Annotated in this window: 20 protein-coding genes; 15 read left to right on the top strand and 5 right to left on the bottom strand. The window is 69.3% G+C overall.

The window, feature by feature from the left end; genetic code table 11:
• Nucleotides 1-14 precede the first annotated feature (14 nt).
• From IG98_RS0140220 to IG98_RS0140255, 7 genes are all read left to right on the top strand, one after another.
• Entirely contained in the window at nucleotides 15-980 is a 966-nt protein-coding gene (locus IG98_RS0140220; protein ID WP_030925126.1) for an alpha/beta hydrolase, read from the top strand.
• On the top strand, nucleotides 977-3,403 hold the full coding sequence (locus tag IG98_RS0140225) for a beta-glucosidase family protein (protein WP_051753544.1): 2,427 nt from the start codon (nucleotides 977-979) through the stop codon (nucleotides 3,401-3,403). Before IG98_RS0140220 ends, IG98_RS0140225 begins: the two co-directional genes overlap by 4 nt.
• A 26-nt stretch (nucleotides 3,404-3,429) precedes the next feature.
• Nucleotides 3,430-4,200 carry an SDR family NAD(P)-dependent oxidoreductase gene (locus tag IG98_RS0140230; protein WP_030925132.1) on the top strand — a complete coding sequence of 257 codons (771 nt, stop codon included), beginning with the start codon at nucleotides 3,430-3,432 and terminating at the stop codon, nucleotides 4,198-4,200.
• Nucleotides 4,201-4,437: 237 nt separating this feature from the next.
• Nucleotides 4,438-5,598, top strand: a complete 1,161-nt coding sequence (locus IG98_RS0140240; RefSeq protein WP_030925134.1) for an amidohydrolase family protein — start codon at nucleotides 4,438-4,440, stop codon at nucleotides 5,596-5,598.
• A gap of 3 nt (nucleotides 5,599-5,601) precedes the next feature.
• A complete protein-coding gene (locus IG98_RS0140245; RefSeq protein WP_030925137.1) occupies nucleotides 5,602-5,814 on the top strand; it encodes a hypothetical protein in 213 nt (70 codons plus the stop codon).
• Nucleotides 5,815-5,913: 99 nt separating this feature from the next.
• On the top strand, nucleotides 5,914-6,519 hold the full coding sequence (locus IG98_RS52170; RefSeq protein WP_051753545.1) for an acyl-CoA dehydrogenase family protein: 606 nt from the start codon (nucleotides 5,914-5,916) through the stop codon (nucleotides 6,517-6,519).
• Nucleotides 6,516-7,250, top strand: a complete 735-nt coding sequence (locus IG98_RS0140255; protein ID WP_051753546.1) for an alpha/beta fold hydrolase — start codon at nucleotides 6,516-6,518, stop codon at nucleotides 7,248-7,250. The genes IG98_RS52170 and IG98_RS0140255 overlap by 4 nt, the downstream gene beginning before the upstream one ends.
• 397 nt (nucleotides 7,251-7,647) lie before the next feature.
• Here IG98_RS0140255 and IG98_RS0140260 read toward each other — a convergent pair whose 3' ends face one another.
• The gene (locus IG98_RS0140260; RefSeq protein WP_030925145.1) at nucleotides 7,648-8,328 is read right to left on the bottom strand and encodes a TetR/AcrR family transcriptional regulator; all 681 of its coding nucleotides are present in this window, start codon (nucleotides 8,326-8,328) and stop codon (nucleotides 7,648-7,650) included.
• 94 nt (nucleotides 8,329-8,422) lie between these two features.
• On the opposite strand from IG98_RS0140260, the gene IG98_RS0140265 reads away from it, so the two are divergent.
• From IG98_RS0140265 to IG98_RS0140275, 3 genes are read left to right on the top strand one after another with little or no spacing between them, the layout of a single operon-like run.
• Entirely contained in the window at nucleotides 8,423-9,988 is a 1,566-nt protein-coding gene (locus IG98_RS0140265; RefSeq protein ID WP_030925147.1) for an acyl-CoA carboxylase subunit beta, read from the top strand.
• A 5-nt stretch (nucleotides 9,989-9,993) separates the two neighbouring features.
• Entirely contained in the window at nucleotides 9,994-10,203 is a 210-nt protein-coding gene (locus IG98_RS0140270; protein WP_157594794.1) for an acyl-CoA carboxylase epsilon subunit, read from the top strand.
• 8 nt (nucleotides 10,204-10,211) lie between these two features.
• Nucleotides 10,212-11,990, top strand: coding sequence for an acetyl/propionyl/methylcrotonyl-CoA carboxylase subunit alpha (locus IG98_RS0140275; RefSeq protein ID WP_030925150.1), 1,779 nt, complete (start codon nucleotides 10,212-10,214; stop codon nucleotides 11,988-11,990).
• A gap of 86 nt (nucleotides 11,991-12,076) precedes the next feature.
• On the opposite strand, the gene IG98_RS51460 is transcribed toward IG98_RS0140275, so the two are convergent.
• A complete protein-coding gene (locus tag IG98_RS51460; protein ID WP_051753547.1) occupies nucleotides 12,077-12,598 on the bottom strand; it encodes a site-specific integrase in 522 nt (173 codons plus the stop codon).
• A gap of 428 nt (nucleotides 12,599-13,026) precedes the next feature.
• On the opposite strand from IG98_RS51460, the gene IG98_RS0140285 reads away from it, so the two are divergent.
• Nucleotides 13,027-13,422, top strand: coding sequence for a WD40 repeat domain-containing protein (locus IG98_RS0140285; protein WP_030925155.1), 396 nt, complete (start codon nucleotides 13,027-13,029; stop codon nucleotides 13,420-13,422).
• Nucleotides 13,423-13,847: 425 nt separating this feature from the next.
• A complete protein-coding gene (locus tag IG98_RS0140290) occupies nucleotides 13,848-14,810 on the top strand; it encodes a serine hydrolase (protein WP_051753548.1) in 963 nt (320 codons plus the stop codon).
• Here IG98_RS0140290 and IG98_RS0140295 read toward each other — a convergent pair.
• The 3 genes from IG98_RS0140295 to IG98_RS45945 form a co-directional block, all read right to left on the bottom strand.
• Complete coding sequence (locus IG98_RS0140295; RefSeq protein WP_051753549.1) at nucleotides 14,776-15,972, bottom strand: site-specific integrase; 1,197 nt, start codon at nucleotides 15,970-15,972, stop codon at nucleotides 14,776-14,778. The two genes, IG98_RS0140290 and IG98_RS0140295, sit on opposite strands and share 35 nt — an antisense overlap.
• Before the next feature lie 286 nt (nucleotides 15,973-16,258).
• Nucleotides 16,259-16,603: a helix-turn-helix domain-containing protein gene (locus IG98_RS0140300; RefSeq protein WP_030925162.1), complete on the bottom strand. Its 345-nt coding sequence runs from the start codon at nucleotides 16,601-16,603 to the stop codon at nucleotides 16,259-16,261.
• Nucleotides 16,600-17,478 carry a tyrosine-type recombinase/integrase gene (locus IG98_RS45945; RefSeq protein WP_211264314.1) on the bottom strand — a complete coding sequence of 293 codons (879 nt, stop codon included), beginning with the start codon at nucleotides 17,476-17,478 and terminating at the stop codon, nucleotides 16,600-16,602. The genes IG98_RS0140300 and IG98_RS45945 overlap by 4 nt, the downstream gene beginning before the upstream one ends.
• 80 nt (nucleotides 17,479-17,558) lie before the next feature.
• Here IG98_RS45945 and IG98_RS52885 point away from each other — a divergent pair, with 80 nt between their 5' ends.
• From IG98_RS52885 to IG98_RS0140315, 3 genes are all read left to right on the top strand, one after another.
• Nucleotides 17,559-17,765: a hypothetical protein gene (locus IG98_RS52885; RefSeq protein ID WP_211264315.1), complete on the top strand. Its 207-nt coding sequence runs from the start codon at nucleotides 17,559-17,561 to the stop codon at nucleotides 17,763-17,765.
• Nucleotides 17,766-18,127: 362 nt separating this feature from the next.
• Nucleotides 18,128-18,457, top strand: a complete 330-nt coding sequence (locus tag IG98_RS0140310; protein ID WP_051753550.1) for a hypothetical protein — start codon at nucleotides 18,128-18,130, stop codon at nucleotides 18,455-18,457.
• Between the two features lie 235 nt (nucleotides 18,458-18,692).
• Nucleotides 18,693-19,262, top strand: a complete 570-nt coding sequence (locus IG98_RS0140315; protein WP_030925166.1) for a dihydrofolate reductase family protein — start codon at nucleotides 18,693-18,695, stop codon at nucleotides 19,260-19,262.
• Nucleotides 19,263-19,727: the final 465 nt, after the last annotated feature.

Below are 19,727 nucleotides of genomic sequence, written 5' to 3' on the forward strand. Positions count from 1 at the left end.
AGAAAAGGACCACGGTGCCGAGCAAGACCTACGACCTACTGGCGGCCATGTTCAAACAAGCGCGCGACGGCCGCGGTTCCGAGCCGATGAATCTGGAGGAGGAACGCCGACAAAGCAGAGCCTATGACGACGCCTATCGGCCGATCCCCGGCCTCACCGACGAGACCGTCGAGGCGCTCTTCCCCGGAACCCGCCTGATGACGCCGGACGGGGCCCGCGACGACCTCGTCATCGTCTACATCCACGGCGGCGGGTTCCGGACGGGCTCGGCGCGTGCCGCCCGCCCGCTGGCCGCGCACCTCGCCCTCGGCACACGGGCACGGGTCCTGCTGGCGGAGTACCGGCTCGCACCGGAGCACCCCTACCCTGCCGCGCTCGATGACTGTGAGGCGGCCTACGCTCACGCGCTGAGCCTGATGCCCGGGAGCAAGGTCGTGATCGGCGGCGAGTCGGCCGGCGCGAACCTGGCCGCGGCGCTGCTGTTGCGTCGCCGAGACGCCGGTGATCTGCGACCGCTGGCCGGTTTCCTCTACTCCGGCGTCTATGACCTGCGGCCGGAGAACTACCTGTGTGGCAGCTGGGTGGAAAAGGACGAGACCGACCTGCTCCTGGACGCCGCACTCGGTCCGATCATGACGGCCGACTACCTCGCGGGGCGGTCTGCCACCGAGGTGTGCGTCTCACCGGTGCTCGCCGACCTGCGCGGACTGCCACCGCTGTTCCTGCAGGTGTCGAGCGCCGAACGCCTGCTGGATGATTCCCTCGCCCTGGCCGCCAACGCGGCCCGCGCCGGGGTGCACGTCGAGATGGAGGTCTGGCCGCAGATGCAGCACGCCTGGCAGGTGGCCGCCGGATTCCTGCCCGAGGCCACCGAGGCCGTCGATCGCACCGTCGCCTTCGTTCGGCGCGTCGCCGAGGGCAAGGTCGTCGACGGCACGGCTCTTTGCGGCGGTCCGGCCGCCCTTGAGGAGATCGTGTGAACCACCATCGCCCCGAAGGAACGCCTGCGCCCGCCGTTGACGAGACGGATCTGTCGCGCCGCCTGGCCGCCATGACGTTGAAGGAGAAGGTCTGCCTGCTGACCGGTGCCGATGCCTGGACGCTGCCCCCGGTGGAGACGGCCGGGCTGGCGGCGATGATGCTGTCGGACGGCCCCGTCGGACCGCGCGGCGCCTCGTTCGGCGGCAACACCCCCGCGTCGTTGCTGTTTCCCAGCCCGACCTCGCTGGCCGCCACCTGGGACGAGGAGGACGCCCGCGAGGCCGGGCGGCTGATGGGCGCGCAAGCCCGCCGGATGGGGCTGCACGTGCTGCTCGCGCCGACGGTGAACCTGCACCGCTCACCGCTGGGCGGGCGCCACTTTGAGTGTTATTCGGAGGATCCGCTGCTCACCGCGCGTATCGCGGCGGGCTTCGTCGGGGGAGTGCAGTCGGCCGGGGTCGCGGCGACGGCCAAGCACTTCGTGGGCAACGACTCCGAGACCGAGCGGATGACCTTCGATGCCCGCATCGACGAGGCGACGCTGCGCCAGGTGTATCTGCCGCCGTTCGAGGCCGCGGTCCGCGAGGCCGGGGCGTGGGTGGTGATGGCCGCCTACAACGGCGTCAACGGCCAGAGCATGACCGAGAACCGGCGCCTGCTGGCCGATGTGCTCAAAGGTGAGTGGGATTTCGACGGGGTGGTGGTGTCCGACTGGATGGCTGCCCGCTCCACCGAGGAGACGGCCCTGGCCGGGCTTGACGTGGTCATGCCCGGCCCGGGCGGGCCGTGGGGCGACGCGCTGGTCGCCGCGGTCGAAGACGGCCGCGTTCCCGCGCGGGTCGTCGACGACAAGGTGCTGCGAGTCCTGCGGCTGGCCGCCCGCACCGGCGCCCTTGACGGGATTCCCGCAACCCCGGCGCCGGCTGTACCCGACGACGTCCGGATGCGCCTTCGGCAGCTGGCGGTCCGCGGCTCGGTGCTGTTGCGCAACGACGGCCTGCTGCCGCTGCGGCCACGGGAGCTGACCCGGGTGGCGCTGATCGGACCCAACGCGGTCCGCTTCGCCGCCCAGGGCGGCGGCAGCGCGCACGTCACCGCCGAGCACGTGGTCACCCCGCTGGAGGGACTGCGCCGGGTACTCGGTGACGATGTCGAGATCACCGTTCGCCCCGGCGTCTTTCCGCACGCCAAACTGCTGCCCCTGCCGGCGGATCTGGCAGTCGATCCGGTCACCGGTGAGCCCGGGGTGCGGCTGGAGCTCCGCGCCGCCGACGGCGCGGCGGTATCGGCCGAACACCGGCAGATCGCCCCCTGGTGGTTCCCGATCGTCCTGGCCGAGGAGGTGACGGAACTGGCGCTGCGCGCCCGCCTGACCCTGACCGCCTCGGGCACCCACCGGCTGTCGGTGCTGGGCACCGGCCGACACACCCTGCGCGTGCCCGGCCGGCAGGACCAGCACCACGAGCAACTCCAAGACGGCGACGACATCGCCGCCCTGCTGCTCAACCCCCCCTCGCATACCTTCACCTTCACCGCCGAGGCCGGAGAGGTCGAGATCGAGGTACTGACCACGCCGCAACGCAACCTGCCCTACCCCGTCACCCTGGCCGGGCTCGGCTACGAGCCGCCCCGCGGCGACGATGACGACGAGCTCACCGCCGCCGCCGAGGCCGCCCGCGACGCCGACGTGGCCATCGTCATGGTCGGCAGCGACGCCGACACCGAGACCGAGAACCTCGACCGCACCACGCTGGCCCTGCACGGACGCCAGGACGAGCTGGTACGGCGGGTCTGCGCGGCCAACCCGCGCACCGTGGTCGTCGTCAACGCCGGAGCCCCCTGGCTGATGCCCTGGGCCGCCGAGCCCGCGGCGCTGCTGTGGTCGTGGTTCCCCGGGCAGGAGGGCGGCGACGCCATCGCCGACATCCTGCTCGGCTCCGAACCCGGCGGCCGCCTGCCCACCACCTTCCCCGTCGCCGAGAAAGACGTTCCGATCCTGGACACCCGGCCGGTGAACGGCGTCCTGGAGTACACCGAGGGCGAGCACATCGGCTACCGCGCCTACCGGCCCGGCGGGGTGCTGTTCCCCTTCGGCCACGGCCTGTCCTACACCACCTGGGAGTACCTGCACGCCACCGCGAGTGACGGCGCGGTGGAGGTGACGATCCGCAACGGCGGCGACCGCCCCGGACGTGAGGTCGTCCAGGCCTACCTGGAGACAGGCCAGGGTGAACCGCCACGCCTGGCCGGATTCGCCGCCGTCGAAGCCGGCCCCGGGCAGAGCGTGACCGCGCGCATCGAGGTGGCCGCCCGCACGCTGTCGCGCTGGAACGACGGCCGATGGACGCTCCCCGCCGGCCCGCACCGGCTGCTCCTGGGCCGCTCCGCCACCGACCTCCCCCTCACCTGCACCCTCGACTGACCCCTACCCTGGAAAAGAGAGAAGACATGATGCGACTCACCGACCGGCGCGTGCTGCTCACCGGCGCGGCCTCCGGCATCGGCCAGGCCACCGCGCTGCGGCTGCTGGAGGAGGGCGCCCGCGTCGTCGCCACCGACATCGCCGAGGACGGCCTGAAGGACACCTTCGCGCTGGCCACCCAGGCCGGCACCGCCGACCGGCTCACCACGCGCACGGTGAACATCGCCGACGAAAGCTCGGTGAACCAGGTCGTCACCGCGACGGTGACCGAGCTCGGCGGCCTGGACGCGCTGGTCAACGCCGCGGGCATCCTGCGCGGCGCGCACACCCACGACTGCTCGCTGGAGCTGTGGAACCAGATCATCGCCGTCAACCTCACCGGCACCTTCCTGATGACCCGGGCCGCGCTGCCCGCCCTGCTGCAGACCGGCCGCGGCGTGGTGGTGAACTTCAGCTCCACCTCCGCGTTCTTCGCCCACCCCTTCATGGCCGCGTACTCGGCCAGCAAGGGCGGCGTCGCCTCCTTCACCCACAGCATCGCCCAGGAGTACTCCCGCCAGGGTCTGCGCGCGGTGAACATCGTCCCGGGCGGCATCAGCAGCGGCATCACCAACAACATCACGCAGCTGGTGCCGCAGGACGTCGACTGGAACCTGTTCACCAAGCTCACCGCCGCCATCGGCGACGGCATCCCCGGCCCGGAGAACGTCGCCGGCGTCGTGGCCATGCTCCTCTCCGACGACGGCGCCTTCATCACCGGCACCGAGATCCGCGTCGACGGCGGCGCCCACCAGTGAGCGGACACGCTCCGCCCACGGAGAACCGGGCTCCTCCCACACTCTCGCTTTCCGCAGTCGGCTCACGTTCGAGGACCTCTTCGGGAAACGCTCTCACGGCGCCCGGTACACGCACTGCCCGTCGATGAGGGTCATGCGCACCCGGCCCGCGTGCGGGTCGGCCAGCACGTCGCGAAGAGGGCCCTCCAGGAGCACCAGGTCGGCCACGCCGCCCGCGCGCAGAGCTCAGGAGGCCCCATGCCGCTGCAACCGTGGATGAAGCTCATCTCGGTCGACGACCACCTCATCGAACACCCCCGCGTGTGGGCCGACCGCCTGTCGCGCACCCACCTGGAACGCGGCCCGCGCATCGTCGACGAGCCCTCACCCTCCGGGGGAGCGCCGATCCAGGTCTGGTACTACGAGGACAAGCGCTTCCCGGCCATCGGGCTCAACGCCGTGGCCGGCAAACGCCCCGAGGAGTTCGGCGTGGAATCGGTGCGCTACGCCGACATGATCCCCGGCTGCTACGACCCCGCGGCGCGGATCGTCGACATGGACCTGGACGGGGTGTTCGCCGCGGCGAACTTCCCGTCCTTCCCGCGCTTCGCCGGAGCGATGTTCACCGTGGAGAGCAAGGACCCCGACCTGGGCCTGGCGTGCGTGTGCGCCTACAACGACTTCGTCATCGACGAATGGTGCGCCACCGCCCCCGACCGTCTCATCCCGCTGATCATCCTGCCGCTGTGGGATCCCGAGCTGTGCGTGGCCGAGATCCACCGCACCGCGGCCAAGGGCGCCAAAGGCATCACGTTCCCGGAGAACCCCGTGCCGCTGGGCCTGCCGTCCATCTACACCGACCACTGGGACGGCGTGTTCTCCGCCGCCGAGGACACCGGCATGCCATTGTGCATGCACTTCGGCTCCTCCGGCTCCCCGCCCGTGACCGCGCCCGAGGCGCCCTACGCCGTCACCATCGCGTTGTACGGCACCAACTCGATGTCGGCGACCGCGCACCTGCTGTTCTCCCCGGTCTTCCACCGCCATCCGAAGCTCCGCGTCGCGCTGTCGGAAGGAGGCGTCGGCTGGGTCCCCTACCTGCTGGAGCGCATCGACGGCACCTGGCAGCGCCACCGCTGGTACCAGAACGTCGTCAAGGACGTACGCCCCTCCGACCTGTTCCGCAAGCACATCTACGGCTGCTTCATCGACGACGTCGCCGGCCTGAAGGCCAGGCACGACATCGGACTGGGAAACCTCACCTGGGAATGCGACTACCCGCACTCGGACTCCTACTGGCCGGCCAGCCGCACCTACGCCGAGAAGGTCTTCGCCGACATCCCCGACGACGAGGTCCACCAGATCGTGGAGCTGAACGCGCGCGAACTGTTCGGCTTCCACGCGGGACAGGCGGGCTGAGCCATGGCAGACGAGGACATCCCCGCCTCCGACTGGACCGAGCAGGACCTGCTCACCCGCGACCTGGCCGACGAGCGGCTGGACCAGGAGCAGGCCGAGACGATCGCCCGCCTCCAGGCCCTGCGTCTGACACCGGATCCCGACCCCGAAGCCGTCGGCCTGCTCGAACGGCGCCTGCGCGCGATCGAGGCGAGCCGGGCGCACATCACAGGCTGACATCGCTCCCGATCAGCGGGAGAGAGCATGGGGCGCGCGGCCGGAGCGCCCCTACCGTCCAGGTACGTCCATCCGGCCGGAGCCCAGGAGGTGCCATCAGTGACTGCCGAGGTCGTCAACAAGCACGAGGTGCTGGAGCGGATCCACGCCGCCTCCGAGCGCCTGGCAGGGCTCGCGGAGGAGTCGGAGCGGCAGGGGCGCCTGGCCGACGAATCGGCGAAGATCCTCAAGGACACCGGGGTGATGCGGCTGCTGCAGCCGCGGGAACACGGCGGCTACGCCGCCCACCCTCGCGTGTTCGCCGAGGCGGTCATGGCGCTAGCCGCCTCCTGCGGAGCGAGCGGCTGGGTGGCCGGCGTGGTGGGGATGCACCCGTGGGAGCTGGCCATGGCCGATGCGCGGCTGCGTGAGGAGGTCTGGGGAGACGACCAGGACACATGGGTCGGCTCGCCGTACGCGATGACCGGGGTGGCCCGGCCGGTCGACGGCGGCTACCTGCTGCGCGGGCGCTGGCAGTTCTCCTCCGGCACCGACCACTGCCGGTGGGTCTTCCTGGGAGCGATGCGCGGCGACGCCGACAGCAGGCCGCTGAGCCCGCCCCAGGGAATGCACGTCGTGCTGCCTCGCCAGGACTACACGATCGTCGAGGACTCCTGGAACGTCGTCGGGCTCAAGGGCACCGGCAGTGGTCGAGGCCGGGGGTGAGCGCCTGGGCGAACTGGGGCGGCGTGCTCGCCGCCTTCGCCGAGCACTACAGGGTCATCGCCCCGGACCTGCCCGGGTACGGCCGCAGCCACGTGCCAAGCCTCGACCGCGACTACGCCGCGGTGGCGATCGAGGCGATCGATCACGTCCTGGCCGCGGAGGGGGTGGAGCGGGTCCACATCGTCGGCAACTCCCTGGGGGGAATGCTGGCGACCCGGTTCGCGCTGGACACCCCCGCGAGAGCCGGCCGGCTGGTGCTGATGGGACCGGGCGGCGTGGGTTTCCCGCTCTTCGGCCCGCAGCCGACCGAGGGGATCAAACGGCTCGTCGAGTTCACCACCGACCCCACCAGGGACAAGCTGGTGGCCTGGATGGAGTCGATGGTGGGCGACCGGTCCTTCCTCACCGAGGAGCACATCGAACGGCGCTGGCAGGCTGCCACGGCGCCACAGGCGCTGACGTTCACCCGCGACTTCTACGCCGCGGCGATGCGGCACGCCCGGGCAGGGACCGCCGCACCACTGTGGACCAGGCTGGGGGAGCTGAGGCACCACGTACTGATCACCTATGGCCGCGACGACCGGGTGACGCCCTTGGAGAGCGCGTTCCTGCCGCTGCGGCTCATCGCCAACGCCGAACTTCACGTCTTCGCACGGGCCTGCCACTGGGCGATGCTGGAGCGTCGCGAGGAGTTCGAGCGGATCGTGCTGGAATACCTCGGTCATGGCTGAGAGGCAGGCCTTGCCGGGGAGGGGCCTCATCGCCCCAGAGAACGGGTTCTCAGCCCCTAAGACAGGTAGAGGCCGCGCCCTCAGGCGCGGGTGAGCCGGTGCGGCGCCGGCGGTTCATGTCGTCCGCCGACGGTGACGGTCCTCCCCTGTGACCTTATAAATCTACATTGTAAAGGCCGTCGGAAGTTTCAAGATCAAAAACGTAGCGAACCAAAGACAAGCTCCAAAAAGGACGTGGCGGCTCTCCCGAGGAGCGGTCGTCGGGCTGGTGGTGAGGAGGGCCCTTCGTCTTCGCGCAGGGCCGGCGGGGCGGCGATCGAGGAGCCGCCACGACCGGGGCGAGCGCACGTTCGTCAGGACCGTCGTCGCGGCGGCCGACCGCCGAACGCAGGCCGTTTCAGACGGGACGCTGCTGTAGGTGCGCCTGGATGGCCTCCATGACCGCCTGGGGAGAGGCGGAGCGGTCGAAGGTGGCGACGACGACCTGGTTCTCACCGTCCTGGGGCCGCTCGAGATGACGGAAGGTCGCGATCACATACCCGAGGGCGTGGTCGAGGGGACCTGAGGGGTCATAGGTGCCGCCGGCGCGCAGCCACCCGCGCAGGACCTGGTTGTGCGCCGCGACGACGGAGGCGGCCATGAGCTCGGCGCGCAGGCCCGCGTCGGGGGAGTCGGCCAGCCAGGTGCCGATGAACTCTCGGAACAGGCGTTGGTAGCGGGCGACGCTGGCGATCTCGCGGTCGCGCAGGGCCGGTACCCGCCCGACGAGGCGGTAGCGGCGCAGCGACACCTCGGCGTCTTGCACGTAGTGCGCCAGCACCAGGCGCACCGCGTCGGTCACGGCGACGATCGCGGTGTCGGCGGTGGAGGCCCGCAGCCGGGCGTCGACGGCGGCGAGCAGGGTGTCGTGGTCGGGGAAGATCGCGTCTTCCTTCGAGCGGTAGTGGCGGAAGAACGTGCTGCGGCTGGCTCCCGCGCGGGCCGCGATGTCGTCGACGGTCGTCTCGTCGTAGCCGTTCTCGTCGAACAGCGCCACCGCCGCTTCGGCGAGGCGGTGACTGATGGGCGGTGTGGCCATGGCGTTCATTGTCGCGGACGCAGGGCTTGTCCGCCGCGATGATACTGAGTATCGTCACGGTGAAACTGAGTCTCAATAATGAATATGGTGATCGATGGAGCCGCGTACGACCGCGGGCAGCCTCAGCCTGCTCGAAGAGCGCCTGGATGAGGCGTTTCGTGCCGCCCAGAAGCGGGCGGCCGCCCGCCGGCACGCCAAGGGCAGGCTCACCGCCCGGGAAAGGATCGAGCGCCTCCTGGACCCCGGATCGTTCGTCGAACTGGACGCCCTGGCCGTGCACCGCAGCACCTCCTTCGGCATGGAGCGCGTCCGCTTCCCCGGCGACGGGGTGATCACCGGTCACGGGACGGTCGACGGCCGCACCGTCTGTGTCTTCTCCCAGGACTTCACCGTGCTCGGCGGCAGCCTGGGCGAGGTCTACGGCGAGAAGATCTGCAAGGTCATGGACCTCGCGGTGCGGATCGGGGCGCCGATCGTCGGGATCAACGAGGGCGCGGGCGCGCGCATCCAGGAGGGCGTCGTCTCGCTGGGACTGTACGGTGAGATCTTCCGCCGCAACGTCCGCGCCTCCGGCGTGATCCCGCAGATCTCCCTGATCATGGGCGCCTGCGCGGGGGGGCACGTCTACTCGCCCGCCCTCACCGATTTCACGATCATGGTCGATGAGGCGTCCCACATGTTCGTCACCGGCCCGGATGTCATCAAGACGGTCACCGGCGAGGACGTCACCTTCGAAGAGTTGGGCGGCGCCCGGGTCCACAACAGCCGCAGCGGCAACGCCCACCATCTGGCCCACGACGAGGACGACGCGCTGGAGTACGCCCGGGCCCTGCTGTCCTACCTGCCGCAGAACAACCTCGACGAGCCCGTGTCCTTGCCCGTCGTCGCGGATCTGGAGGTCGGGGATGAGGATCGGGTGCTCGACACGCTCATCCCCGACTCCCCGAACCAGCCCTACGACATGTGCGACGTCATCGCCGCGCTGCTGGACGACGGCGAGTTTCTGGAGGTGCAGGCACTGTTCGCGCCCAACATCGTGGTCGGCTTCGGACGGGTGGAGGGCCGCTCGGTCGGCGTCGTGGCCAACCAGCCCATGCGGCTGGCGGGCACGCTGGACATCGCCGCCAGCGAGAAGGCCGCCCGGTTCGTGCGCACCTGCGACGCGTTCGGGATCCCCGTGCTGACGCTGGTGGACGTGCCCGGTTTCCTGCCCGGCACCGAGCAGGAGTGGAACGGCATCATCCGGCGCGGGGCCAAGCTGCTGTACGCCTACGCCGAGGCCACGGTGCCGCTCGTCACGGTCATCACCCGTAAGGCCTACGGCGGCGCCTACGACGTGATGGGCTCCAAACATCTGGGGGCCGATGTCAACCTGGCCTGGCCGACCGCTCAGATCGCCGTGATGGGCGCCCAGGGCGCGGTCAACATCCTGCACCGCAGGAGACTGGCCGCCTGCGACGACCCCGACGCGCTGCGGGCCGAGCTGGCGCAAGAGTACGACGACGCCCTCGCCACGCCCTACCTGGCGGCCGAACGCGGCTACGTCGACGCGGTGATCGCGCCGCGCGAGACCCGGCGCGAGGTCGTTCGCGCCCTGCGGATGCTGCGCGGCAAACGCGACGCCCTGCCGCCCAAGAAGCATGGAAACATCCCGCTGTGAGCGAGATGCGGGTGACCAAGGGCGCCCCCTCGCCCGAGGAGCTGGCCGCGCTCGCCGTGGCACTGCTGGTGACACGGCGAACGCGACGCCCTGACCCACCGCCGGCGTCCGTCGGCTGGCGCCACCTGGCCCGCCACCACGCCCTGCGCCGGCCCCTGGCCGCGGGCACGGACGGCTGGCGGGCATCGACGTGGACCCGTGGAGGATCCCTGTGAGCACGACCGTGCGAAAGGTCCTGATCGCCAACCGCGGTGAGATCGCCGTCCGCGTCATCCGGGCCTGCCGGGACGCCGGCATCGCCGCCGTGGCGGTGTACGCCGACCAGGACCGCGACGGGCTGCACGCGCGCATGGCCGACGAGGCCTACGCGCTGGGCGGCGCCACCCCGGGCGAGACCTACCTGTCCATCGAGAAGATCATCGAGGTGGCCGGGCGGTCCGGGGCCGACGCGGTCCATCCCGGGTACGGTTTCCTTGCCGAGAACGCCGCCTTCGCCCAGGCCGTGATCGATGCCGGGCTGACCTGGATCGGCCCGCCCCCCTCGGCGATCGTCGCGCTCGGCGACAAGGTCCAGGCGCGTCACATCGCGCAGAAGGTCGGTGCCCCGCTGGTCGCGGGCACCTCCGATCCCGTCTCCGGCGCCGAGGAGGTGATCGCCTTCGCCGCCGAGCACGGCCTGCCGATCGCGATCAAGGCCGCCTACGGCGGCGGCGGGCGCGGCCTGAAGGTCGCCCGCACGCTCGAGGAGATCCCCGAGCTGTACGAGTCGGCGGTGCGCGAGGCCGTCACCGCGTTCGGCCGCGGCGAGTGCTTCGTCGAGCGCTACCTCGACAGGCCACGGCACGTGGAGACCCAATGCCTGGCCGACACCCGCGGCACCGTCGTGGTGGTCTCCACCCGGGACTGCTCACTGCAGCGCCGCCACCAGAAACTGGTGGAGGAGGCACCCGCGCCGTTCCTCACCGCCGAGCAGGAGGCCGTGCTGCGCGACAGCTCCAAGGCGATCTTGCGCGAGGCCGGATACGTGGGCGCCGGGACGTGTGAGTTCCTCATCGGCCAGGACGGCACGGTGTCGTTTTTGGAGGTCAACACCCGCCTGCAGGTCGAGCACCCGGTCACCGAGGAGATCACCGGTGTCGACCTGGTGCGGGAGATGTTCCGCATCGCGGCCGGTGAGGAGCTCGGCTACGACGACCCCGCGGTCCGCGGGCACTCGATCGAGTTCCGGATCAACGCCGAGGACGCCGGGCGTGGCTTCCTGCCCGCCCCCGGCACCATCACCCGCTGGCGTGCCCCCTGCGGCCCCGGCGTGCGGGTGGACTCCGGCTACGAGCAGGGCGAGACTGTACCGGGCTCCTTCGACTCCCTGGTGGCCAAGCTCGTCGTCACCGGCGCCACCCGTGCCCAGGCGCTGGAGCGCGCCCGCCGGGCGCTGGCCGAGTTCGAGATCGACGGCATGCCGACCGTGCTGCCCTTCCACCGGGCCGTGGTCGCAGACCCCGCCTTCACCGGCGAACCCTTCACCGTCCACACCCGCTGGATCGAGACCGGGTTCGACAACACGATCACCTCCCACCCCGGCCCGGCCACCCCCGCCGCCGACCGCGCCGACCGCGCCGACCCCGGCGAGCGTGAGCGCATCACCGTCGAGGTGGCGGGCCGGCGCCTGGAGGTCGTCCTGCCCGCCGGCCTCGGCGGCACGCGACACGACAGCGGCGCGACCCGCGCCCCGAGCACCCGCCGGCGTGGCGGCGCGGGCAGCGCCAAGGCCGCGGCGAGCGGTGACTTCCTGGTCAGCCCCATGCAGGGAACCATCGTCAAGGTCATGGCATCCGACGGCGACCAGGTCGACGCGGGCGACACTCTCGTCGTCCTGGAGGCCATGAAGATGGAACAACCCCTGACCGCCCACAAAACCGGAACCGTGACCGGCATGTCCGCGAAGGTGGGAGCCACCGTGAGCGCGGGCGCGGTCATCTGCGAGATCAAGGACCGCACGTGAGCGGCACCGGGTTTCCCCCCGCCGATCGCGAGCGGTGGAGGGAGCTGGCGCGGGAGGTCTTGCGCCGGTCGGGCCACGATGCCCCGTCACCGGAGCAGGCGCTGGCGAGCGTGACCTACGACGGGATCATCCTCGCCCCGCTGTACGACGCCACCGATCTGCCGCAGAGCGCCGGCCTTCCCGGCTTGCCGCCCTACACCCCGGCAGGCCGCGGGCTGGGCGCCGCGTGGCAGGTGCGGCAACTGCACGAGCTCGCACAGCACGGCCAGCCAGGCCTGCACCGAGCGGACCGGGCAGGTGGAAAGGTGGGAGCCGTAGGGGACCGCGACGGTCTGCCCGGCGGCATCTTGGTCGGTTTTGCTGACGGGGACGAACACCTCCAGTCCCTGGCGCGGGAAGGTGAGGTGTTCACAGTCGAGGGCGGCGAGCTCGCTGCGCCGGCCCATCAGCGCGAAGCCGAGCACCAGCGCGGCCCGATCCCGGATCCCGGTAGGGGTGTCATCGGGGGTATGTGCGATGAGGCTGCGCAGGATGTCGATGGTGATCGGCGGGGCCTTGCGTACCGTGTTGCCGGGTTTGGCGCTCCAGGCGCGGCGGTAGGCGCGCAACGCGTCGCGGGCGGCGGTGGTGTAACGACCGCATCATCCATACGCGCCGCATCGTTGGTCGGAGCACGCCGGGCGAGCACGATCCCGGACAGGCTCGGCTCGTCGGGGGAGGCATCCACCCCGGCACCGTCATTACCGCTAAGGCCCGGCGTCATACAGTCATCGCCGGCTGGACGCTCCAGGTTCATGTGGCCATCTCTTACTGATTTGTCCCGTCTCATTCAATCTGAGGCATCGGAAGCCTCTGACCTGCGGTGCCCCAGATTGAATGAGACGGGACAGGGGCGGTGACCCGGCCCGGCGCGCCTGCCGGGCGCGGCCGCGCTCCGGAACCGTTCACCTCCGGCGAACCGATCGACCCCGGCGGGCAGAAGGCGACGCAGAGGCCCTCAAGTCAATCTCAAGCCTGATCTTCTACACCTACGGGTGTGACCACGCCCCCGCCGCGGCAGCGCCGCCCACTATCCCGCCGCACCCTGCTCCTGGGCGGGCTCGGCACCCTGGCCGCGGTCGGCGCGCCGACCGCGATCGCCCTCACCGGCACCTTCGACCCCACACCGATCGTCGCCAATCTCGCACCGAGCGCCACCCTCACCGGCCACACCCATTGGGTCTTCTGGGTGGCGTTCAGCCCGGACGGAAAACTCCTCGCCACCGGCAGCATCGACAAGAGCGTGAAGTTGTGGGACGTGGCCGGCCGCAACACCGTCGCCACCCTCACCGGCCACACCGACTGGGTCTACTCGGTGGCCTTCAGCCCGGACGGTAAAACCCTCGCCACCGGCAGCCTCGATGACAGCGTGAAGTTGTGGCCGACCCGCTGACCCCGTAGATCATCACCGCTGCAGCCCTACCGCCAAAATCCTTTCCGATCCTCCCCAAAGATCGATCGGGGAGCTCGCGCGCCCGCGCGTAGGGGTGTCCCGAAAGTCCCGAAACTGAGCCAGCACCGGGACCTCACCGGCAACCGGCGTCGACTCAGCGCAGCGCCCCGGAGGGACCGGACCGCGATCAGGTGCCTTGATCGCCTATCTTGCTGACGGGATCCCTGCAGGTTCAGCGCCAATGAACGTGCGCACGAGGGAACCCACGGACTTTGTCGATGTCGTGAGCGAGATCGCGCTCAGTTGACGGGGGTGTTCCTTGCCACGCCTCGTCCGGAGGGGCCATGTCGCGCAGGTCTACCGGGGCTCTCCCTCACGATCGGACAGACGACTTCGAAGTCGCATCTTCATGACACGCCGACCTGGTGCAATCCACCATGCTCTGCCAGGGTGATCATGTGGTCAGTAAGTCGATTCAAAAGCTCTTTGCAGATGCCAGTTGCGATGGATGGCTATGCGTCCTGGACATAGACGGCACCGCGGAAGTGCACGTCGGCGGCGATGACCTGGTCGTGGCTGCCTCGGTCTTCAAGGTCGCCATAGCCGTGGAAGTCTTCCGACAGGCCGACGCGGGCCATTTTGATCTACAAGACCGAGTCCGTATCAGGCCCAACGCGCGAACAGTAGGCCCGACCGGCTTTTCCACCTTCGCCGACGAAGTCGACGCTTCCATACGCGACCTGACCAGGATGATGCTGGTCGTGAGCGATAACGCGGCCACCGACATCCTCATCGATCGTGTCGGCCTGGACCGCGTTCGAGCAACCCTGACCGAATTGGGGCTGAAGGTGACCGCGATTCCCTTCTCCCTGCAGGGCATGCTCGACTCGATAGGCCAGGACGCGAGATTTACCGACTGGGCAGAACTGACTCACGCAACGGCCACGGCACGCTCGGCCGATGAATCCCAGGAACTGCAGGAACGGCTGTGGTCCTCCCGGGCCATGCAACCCGAACATGCGATCCGCACGACCGCCAGGGAAATGGCCCGGTTGCTGCGCCTGATCTGGCGCGACGAGGCCGGCCCCGCTGAGGCGTGCGCCCAGGTCCGCCACCTGATGGCTCAGCAAGTGACCAAGAATCGCCTGGCGATGGGCTTTCAACGTGATGTCCGCGTCGCGGCCAAGAGCGGAAGCCTGTTCGGAGTGATCCGCAACGAGATCGGAGTCCTGGAGAGGACAGACGGGCGCCGCTACGCGGCCGCAGTCTTCACACGAGCACACCGGCCCTGGATCAATGAGAACGAGATCAACACGGTTATCGGCACCGCCGCCGCCCTCGCTATCGACCAGATCAACAGGAAGGCTCCGGGCGCTGAGGCCCCATGAAAGGCTCGGGCGACGCCTCGGCCGCCTCGATGGGGCGCTCCAGCAGGCTCCTCGCGATATTGGCGTAGCCGATTGCGGTCTTCGGGCTGAGGTTGAACGCCGTCACCAGGTGCAGGGGATCCGCTCCTGTCGCGAGAGCCTCCTGCAGGATGCGGTCCCCACGGATCTGCTCCAGCTGGACCCCTTGCAGCAGGAGGTGCCAGCTCAGGTAGTAGTCGCTGATCGGCCCGGTGCCGATCGCGGACGCCCCTGAAACCAGCGCGTGGCGATTGTGCGTGCGGGGCCACTGGCGGCGCCGGTGCTCCAGCCACGTAACCAGCGCACTTTGCGCGAGTTCCGACAGCCGGTGTTCGAGGCCGCCAATCCGGATGAGACGTCTGCCCAGATCGATGTCGTCGAGGGTCAGTTCGCGGATTGCCTTCGCGCGGGCCGCGTAGAGGGCGGCCAACGCAATGATCAGGCGCTGGGCTGGGCTCACCGCCACCGCTTGGACGGCGCCGATCTCCTCGTCGGTCATCGGCAGCAGCGCGCGCGTGGGTGCGCAGCCGGCGCTTAATCGGCGGGTTGGGTCGGCGAAGACCAAGCGGCGGCGCTTGGCGAACTGAAACAGCGATCGCAGTGAGGTAAATGTCCCCGTAAGGGCGTGACCGCGGAGCTTGTCCAGCACCTGTGACACATCGCTTTCGGTGACCTCACGCAGCTGGCCGCGAGTTCCCGACCAGGCGAGCAGATGCGGTCGGACCCGCCCGAAGTAGGCGTAGATCGTGGCCGTTGCTCGTGGTCTGGCGCGTTCGTCGCCCTCCGACAAGACGAGCAGCCAGGCCCGGACCTCGGCGCGGTAGCCCGCTGGGAGCGCTTCACACTGGCGATCGATCCAGGTCCGCATCGCGGGCACGGTGTCATCGACGAGCAGGCCGAGATCGTCAAGGACGGTGCGCGCCAACCGGCTGCCCGGCGTGGCCCCGAGCACGGCGCGCACCCGACTGAGCCGAACCGATTGCCCATCGGGATGTCCATCGAGCACCTGCCGAAGCCCCACCAGCACCCGCCTGAGACTAGGAGCCGTCCAGTCTGCGGCCTGAGCCCTTTCAGCCACGCAGATCAGCACCGAGCGGTGCGCGGACACCTCGGGCAGATCGCCGATCAGGTCGTCGAGCCGCACCTCGGCAGCGCTGGGCTGACTTTGGGATGGGCGACATTGCAGGCAGCGTGATCGAGGTCGTCCACCTCGCGCCGACGCCCAGCGGTCTACTGGACGTCCACACGTGCGGCAAGGCGCGATCGGGCTCTCGGACGCGCGATCAGCCCGCCGCGCCTCTGTCCTCGATGGACGGCACGAGTGGCAATGTGACCGTGGGCGACCGCCACGCTGACTCGTGCCGGCCTCGATCGGTCCTCCGCATGTCCGGCAGGAGAGGCCGCGGGCCGATTGGTGACTCATGGGCCTGTCACCGGGGCGGCAGCGAGCGGCCAGACCTCGGTTTCGGTGTCACCACCCGGGCTGAGCCCGTGGCGAGGGTTCCTTGCCCGACCGCCGTACTGGCCTCCTGCCCGGCGGGAGAGGCAGCGGGAACCTTCTCCGGTTCGGCTGTGATCAGATCGCTGATCTCGCATCCGAGTACCGCGCAGAACGCGTCCAGCTCCTCCGGGCGCAGGACGTTCGGCTGGCCGGACCACAGGCCGGACATCTTCCCCGTACTCATCTCCACGCCGCGCTCGGCGAGCATCCGGCGGAGCTCACTGGCCTTCCAGATACCGCGATTCGCGGCCGCCAGGCGCAGGTTCCACTTCATCGGATCAGTCCTTCCCAACGCTGGGCGGCGCGCTGCTGACCGCGCATCACGGCGTCCCCGACACGGGTTCCGTGCACGTGGACGTAGCGCATCGTCGTAGAGATCCACGAGTGCCCGAGCAATTCCTGGATCGCGACGATGTCCGCCCCCACTTGGTAGAGCTGGCTCGCGCAGTAGTGCCGCAGCACATGCGGGGTCAGCTTGCCGGTCCAGCTCGGCAAGTGCTGGGTGACGGCATCAGCCAACGCGCGTCGCGGCGCATCGGTACTCACCCGTGCGCCCGGGCCGTCAACCCGCCGGCGCTCGGAGGGGAACAACGGTGCCCCGGGCAGCGAGTGGTCGGCGTCGAACTGGCTCCACACGTCTTCGATGAACCACGTCAGCGCGCGGTCCGCACCGTTGATCAGTGGCACCAGGCGCTGTTTCGGCCCTTTCCTGCGAGAGCCTTTGCCGTGGCGGACGTTGAGCTTGCCGAACCGGCCCAGTTCCCAGCGGACATCGTCCAAATCGAGCTTGCATGCCTCGTTGATCCGCAACCCCACGTCCGCCGAGAGCCGTGCCACCATGTAGTTCCGGGCCGCCGGCGCGAACTTGCGGCATGTCGCCAGCTCCTCGCGCCAGCCGCTGAACAGCTGCTCAAGCTCCGCCTCGGTCGGCGGGATTCGCAGCTGGGCGTCTACCGACATTCGTGGCCGGTTCATCTCGTCGATCGGGCACTCGACCAGGCGGCCGGTCAGTTCGTGCAGCTCGACCGCGTGACGCAGTTCGAGGAACTCAAAGTAGGTGACCAGCGTCTGCGCCCGAGCTGCCCGCGTCGACGACGACACCTTACGCAAGACGGTGCCGAAGTAGCGGTCCGCGTCGCGTGGCTCCATCTCCCACAGCGGCCGCTCGAACCAGTTGCGGACAAGCTGCAGATGAGCGGCCGCTCGAACCAGTTGCGGACAAGCTGCAGATGATTGGTGTCGCCACGGATCGTGCTGTCCATCAGCCCTGCCGCGTGCCGGGCGAGAACAAAGCCAGCCAGCACGTCCAGCTCGAAGTCTGCGAGCTCCTCTTCCGTCTCCAGCACCCGCTGCTCTCGCAGAGGCCGGACGACCGCCAGCGCCAACCCGCCTCCTCGATGTTCACTCAGGATGAAGACTTCTCAATCCAGCAATGATCCTTTCACGCACATCCACAACCTTTCAAATCACTGCCAAGTCCCTCCGTTCCAGCGCAGGCCAGCGGCCAGCAGCGCAGAAAGGGCATCATCGATCCACTGTCGGCTCAGAACCGGACGTTTGTTGCATAAATCCCGGTGGGTTCAGTGTCCCTGAGCCTCTGCTTTCCTGTCCGGTCCATGTGGGCCTGTCGGTGTCCGGATGAACCTGTCGGATGGGATGTCGGAGTTCTGGGGTAACTGTCGGGGCTGGTGGTGCAAAATCCAGTCTTGTGAGTGCTGATGGCCCGGCGGGCCGAGCATTGCCGAGGCTGGCTCGGCGTCGGGCATACGTCTCGTCGGGCCGCTCGCACAGCTTGAAGGTGAAGTTCAGCGTCGAGGAGTTCCAGGAAGTAGCCGCAGCCGCGGCGGCGGCTGAGTTGGCTGTCGCCGCGTACGTGGGGGAGACGGTGCTGCGCGATGCCCGGGCGGTCACAGACGGCGGTACCGAGGGTGAGGCGGGCAGGGTGGGGCTGGCCCGGATACAGCGGGAATTGTTCGCGGCGCGGACGGCGCTGGTTGCGGCGGCTACGGCCTTGGAAGGTGCCGGCGTGGTGGATGGCCTCGCGGATGCCGAGAAGTGTGTAGAAGCTGGCGTTATCGCAGCTAGTGCCGCGTCAGGCAACGTTTGCGACGTTCGTCGTTGGCCCTGAGCCGACGGTAGGTGACGTGGCACCGTGCATCGAAGTCGAGCGTTATGAGCGCCGTCCCGTTGCGAACCTGAACGCCCCGAGCGCCCGAATCGGTCGCGCGCTCAGTCTGCGGTCTGGTTCGCATCACGACGGTGTTGAGTAGGTGGGATCGGGCGCCGATGAGAAATGGCGCCGACAGTCGTCTAAGTAGACGTCCGGTGAAAACGCGCTGCGCGCATCAAGGGAGAGCAACGAGATGAGACCACTTCGATACTCGATCAACGTCACGCTCGACGGCTGCTGCCATCACGAGGCAGGGCTCCCCCCGGACGAGGAGTCGATGCGTTACTGGACCGCTGAGATGGAGCGAGCCGATGCCCTGCTATTCGGCCGGGTGACCTACGAGATGATGGAGTCGGCGTGGCGGAAGCCGGCCACGGACACGTGGCCTGACTGGATGGATGAGTGGCAGATCCCGTTCGCCGAGACCATCGACCGGGCGAAGAAGTACGTTGTGTCGAGCACGCTGAGCGCGGTCGATTGGAATGCCGAGCTGGTGCGAGGCGACTTCGGGCAAGCGGTTCAGCGGCTCAAGCAGGAGTCAGGCGAGGGCCTGTGGGTGGGTGGCGTGACGCTCCCCCTGGCGTTGGCAGATCTGGGACTGATCGACGAGTACGAGTTCCTTGTGCAGCCGGTCCTTGCCGGACACGGGCCGACGTTGCTCGCCGGTCTGCGCGAGCGCATCCAGCTCGAGCCCGTGGACCGCCGTGAGTTCCGGTCGGGGGCGGTCGCCCTGCGATACCGGCCCACGCGAGTTACGGCTTGACGTGATTTATCCTGGCACGTTGGCCGCTCCCTCGCGACGGAACGACGGCTCGGAGTCGCGTTGGCCGCGCTGGCCGTGCCCCCGAACGCGCGGACATATCGACGGGGGACATCGCCCCGAGGTGCCGATAGCGGACAGGGCAATCTCAAGTATCGCCCCATCGCGTTGTGAGCGCGGGCCAGGAGCTGAAACAGATCATCTGGGAACGGACAGCAGAAACCGACAAGTTAGTCCGGACGACCATGAGCCCCCCGTCCGGACTAACTTGTCGAGCCGCAGGTCACGCCGGATTCCCCCGAAACCATGCAGCGGACCTGACATTTCCTCTCCCCGCCCGGTCCCCGTCTCGTCCCTTACGGCGTGCCGGGCCGGTGCGCGGCCGACTGTCCAGTCCGGAGCCGACGAGCGCAGCGAGGAGGCGCAGGACTTGACCGGCGGCAAGCGTCGGCCACACTGCACGCCCGG

Source organism: Streptosporangium amethystogenes, assembly GCF_000721075.1.
GTDB classification, from domain to species: domain Bacteria; phylum Actinomycetota; class Actinomycetes; order Streptosporangiales; family Streptosporangiaceae; genus Streptosporangium; species Streptosporangium amethystogenes.

Excerpts from the sequence above, each read along its gene's own strand:
- IG98_RS0140230 (WP_030925132.1), top strand. The coding sequence starts at position 3,430 with ATGATGCGACTCACCGACCGGCGCGTGCTGCTCACCGGCGCGGCCTCC.
- IG98_RS0140240 (WP_030925134.1), top strand. The coding sequence starts at position 4,438 with ATGCCGCTGCAACCGTGGATGAAGCTCATCTCGGTCGACGACCACCTC.
- IG98_RS0140245 (WP_030925137.1), top strand. The coding sequence starts at position 5,602 with ATGGCAGACGAGGACATCCCCGCCTCCGACTGGACCGAGCAGGACCTG.
- IG98_RS0140260 (WP_030925145.1), bottom strand. The coding sequence starts at position 8,328 with ATGGCCACACCGCCCATCAGTCACCGCCTCGCCGAAGCGGCGGTGGCG.
- IG98_RS0140265 (WP_030925147.1), top strand. The coding sequence starts at position 8,423 with ATGGAGCCGCGTACGACCGCGGGCAGCCTCAGCCTGCTCGAAGAGCGC.
- IG98_RS0140270 (WP_157594794.1), top strand. The coding sequence starts at position 9,994 with ATGCGGGTGACCAAGGGCGCCCCCTCGCCCGAGGAGCTGGCCGCGCTC.
- IG98_RS0140300 (WP_030925162.1), bottom strand. The coding sequence starts at position 16,603 with ATGAAGTGGAACCTGCGCCTGGCGGCCGCGAATCGCGGTATCTGGAAG.
- IG98_RS45945 (WP_211264314.1), bottom strand. The coding sequence starts at position 17,478 with ATGGAGCCACGCGACGCGGACCGCTACTTCGGCACCGTCTTGCGTAAG.
- IG98_RS52885 (WP_211264315.1), top strand. The coding sequence starts at position 17,559 with ATGATTGGTGTCGCCACGGATCGTGCTGTCCATCAGCCCTGCCGCGTG.
- IG98_RS0140315 (WP_030925166.1), top strand. The coding sequence starts at position 18,693 with ATGAGACCACTTCGATACTCGATCAACGTCACGCTCGACGGCTGCTGC.